Genomic DNA, 3,167 nt, shown 5'->3' on the forward strand with positions numbered 1-3,167 from the left:
CAGGTCACCGGTCCCAGATGCGGATCGGTGGTGCCGGAAGATGGCCCGTCATCCGGTGCGTGCTGGCGCGCCCCGCCGGACGGGTCCTCGTCCCTCACGATCGGCGCATGGCCCCTTTTACGCTTATCTTGGCCGTACCCCGCGCGAGGGGCGCTGTCGCCGGCGGGGACGTCACCTACACGGTGGTGCAGGACCTGCGCGACGGAGTCCGCCGAGCCAAGCTCGCATTGTGTGGCGCGCTCGCGCACGAGGCTCTCGACGTCGACCCGGCGTGCTCGTGGTGGGCGAGGCGATCGCGTAGTTCCGGCCGCGCGTCATCAACCAGGACGTCGCCGCCCAGTGCCCCGCGCAGGGGGCCCGGGCGACTTCCTGCGAGCTCTACGGCGGGCGGCAGGCGCGACGTCGCGTAGATGCTCGTCGGCCTTGAAGCACTGGCACTTGGTGTTTATTGGCAGACCCCCATTAATCCCGTAAAGCCTCTTTGTCTCAAAAGTTGCTTTTGCAAATGCAGAGCGACTAAGAGACAGTGTTGATGCGCGTCATTCGGGTGCGCTTGTGAAAGGTTGATATGCAGAAGAAGAGATTCGTGACCGGCCTCGCCACCATTGCTCTAGCTGCGGGGGTTGCCCTCGCCGGCGCCGGTGCCGCGCAGGCAGACGAGATGGACGGTTACATTCCTCAGTACCCGAATGCCGAGGACTGGGCGACGCCGTACACCTGCACGCACAGCCACGTGCAGCGGAAAGAGGTGCACGGCGGAATGACGTATCTGGTCCGGTACGAGGGGCACACGTCGAGCGGGAAGTACCACAACGTCAACATGAAGGCGGGCAACAACCCGAGAAGCATCGGGATGCCGATGGTCAAACGCTGCCACTGAGCCTGACTGACTAAAACGCCCCCCTCGCCATTGACTGCGAGGGGGGCGTTTCAGTGTGTGCGGAGAGCCGCTAGACCGGTCGCGACTTCCGAATTGATCAGCGGTTGGCGAGCGCAACACCCACGGCGTTTATGAGGAAGTCGAGGGTCGCGAGGAACACGAGGCACACGAGGCACACGAGCAGGGGATCCCCCAGAGTGCCGCCAGCCAGTCGGTGGCGTCTCCTACGGCTCGCGCCATCTGATCCAGGATCTCAAGCTTCATGTGGCTGTTCCGATGTCGTGTGCTTGGTGGCGCTCAGGATTCCTCTGGGTCAGCGACCGGCTCTTCCTCGGCCAACCTCGCGACGCCGTTGCTGAGTGCTGGCACGCCGCGGAGGTGGCGGCCGTCGGGCGCCTGTTCTGCGGCGGCCGCGGGGATCGCGGCGTTGAGCCAGGAGTCGATGGTCATGCGGGTTGTGCCGGCGCGGCGGGCGAGCTCGCGCTTGGTCATGATCTGTGCGGCGTGTACGCCGCAGACCGCGACGCGCACGAGGGTGTGGTGGGCGGCGTCCTCGCGGGTGGGGCGGCCCTCGCGGGGCTTGCCGCGTGCGGCGAGCTCGTCGAGGAGCCGGGCGCCGTGGACGGCGTACCAGGCGCGCTCCAGGGCCTTCGGGCTGACGTCCTCGTGCTCGAGCACGTACTCGACCAGGCGCCCGGTCGCGGGGACGAGCTGCGCGCCGGCGTTGTGCGTCAGCCAGGCCGCGACGAGCCGGGCGGGCCGGGCGTCGGTCGTGGCGGTGCGGGTCGTGTCGAGAAACGTCCGGCGCAGGTCGAGCGCTCCCTGCATCCGAATGTCCCAGTCCCAGGAGCTGATCGCGGGGCCGGCCTTGGCCAGGGCCACGGTCCAGTCGTTGAGGTCGCCCTGGTCGACGCGGTCGGCCGCGCGCAGCCGCAGGAGGTGCGCCGCGAGCTGCCCGGCGGAGGCTGTGCGGCGGGCGGCCTTGTAGCCGGTGCGGAACTGGTCCTGGCCTGCTTCTGCGGCGGCCCAGGCCCCGTTCTCGTCGTCCGCCGGAGCGGCGGAGATGCGGGCCTGTTCCACCAGGTCCAGGATCGGGCCGGCCCACTCGGCAGGCAGGTCCTCGGTGGATCGGGTCGTCATCATGGGGGTGTGCTCCTCGTGCTCGGAGGCTCACCCCGCGCGCGGGGTGAGCCGGTGTGCAGGGGCGGACCTCTTGGTCCGCCCCTGCGGTGGGGTTGTTGGTCAGCGGCCCGTAGGCCGCCGTCAGTTCAGAAGGTGATCCGGTCACCCCGGGGTACGAAACCTGGGCGCTGTGTGAGGACGTCGTCGGCGTCGATGACGGTGTCGATCGTGAACGCGGCACGCCAGGCGGTGACGTCGGGGTGATCGCCGTTCAGGAGCGGGTTCGTGGCGTCGGGCGTGTTCAGTCCGATGGCGGCCGCCGCGACGTATCCGTGTGTCGCCAGACGCGCTGAGGCCACCGGAGAGAACCAGGGGAATACCTCGGCGACCGAGCGATCTGAGGCCCGGGCGACCTCGTCGGTGGGGCTGTGGCGAGTGAGCAGCGAGAACATGGATCGACCTTCCGTGTCAGGCTCGGGTGGTCGGAAGACCCGACCGTTTTGCAACCCGCCCAACACCCACAACTATACACACGAACGCTCGTCGTGCATAGTTGTGGGTGTTGGGCGGGTGGAGCCCCGGAGGGGTGGAGCTCAGGCCGTCCACAGGTGGGCGAGCTGCCCACGCTGGTGAGATGCCGGCGTTCACCTCTGCGTCTGCCGGTGGCCAAGGCACGCAGGCACGTCAGCTGGATGCGACGCCGCTCGGATTGAGGCAGCTCGATGGATGCCAACGGCGGAGGTCCTATCACGCGGGATAATGTAGAGAATCCCATGTGATAGCAGCCATGGTCGGCGCTCTCTCGGTGGCAACGGCGCGCGAACGCATCGTCGAGGAGACTGCCGCTAACTCGTGCGCGGCAGGGAGATTCCGCAGGCGGCGCAACTCGCGGTAGGCTCCAGAAGTCGGGGCGAAGTGGCTCCTGACCAGCCAACTGGCGCCTTCGCGTATTGAACTGTTGCGAATAGCAGGAGCTGCGCCTTTATGCTCGACCACCTGTGGACGGCCCGAGTTGGCACCGGCCACAGGTCGAGGACGGGACCGGGACAGCCAGCCAGCTCGACCGGCCGTCCCCAGTTCACAGCCCATCCCTCGCTGGCACCCGTCCTGGCAGCGTCCGCAGAATCCTGACTTGGCTCGTTTGCCTGGGCTATTGCCCGTTTTC

3 protein-coding genes are annotated in these 3,167 nt (G+C 67.7%); 1 reads left to right on the forward strand and 2 read right to left on the reverse strand.

Annotated elements, in window-relative coordinates; translation table 11 throughout:
- Positions 1-568: 568 nt before the first annotated feature.
- On the forward strand, positions 569-880 hold the full coding sequence (locus tag VIM26_RS04125) for a hypothetical protein (RefSeq protein ID WP_331949076.1): 312 nt from the start codon (positions 569-571) through the stop codon (positions 878-880).
- A gap of 297 nt (positions 881-1,177) precedes the next feature.
- Here VIM26_RS04125 and VIM26_RS04130 read toward each other — a convergent pair whose 3' ends face one another.
- Both VIM26_RS04130 and VIM26_RS04135 read right to left on the reverse strand, forming a co-directional pair.
- On the reverse strand, positions 1,178-2,023 hold the full coding sequence (locus VIM26_RS04130) for a hypothetical protein (protein ID WP_331949077.1): 846 nt from the start codon (positions 2,021-2,023) through the stop codon (positions 1,178-1,180).
- A 125-nt stretch (positions 2,024-2,148) separates the two neighbouring features.
- On the reverse strand, positions 2,149-2,454 hold the full coding sequence (locus tag VIM26_RS04135; RefSeq protein ID WP_331949078.1) for a hypothetical protein: 306 nt from the start codon (positions 2,452-2,454) through the stop codon (positions 2,149-2,151).
- Positions 2,455-3,167: the final 713 nt, after the last annotated feature.

It is taken from the genome of Pengzhenrongella sp., assembly GCF_036565025.1.
Classification (GTDB): Bacteria; Actinomycetota; Actinomycetes; order Actinomycetales; family Cellulomonadaceae; genus Pengzhenrongella.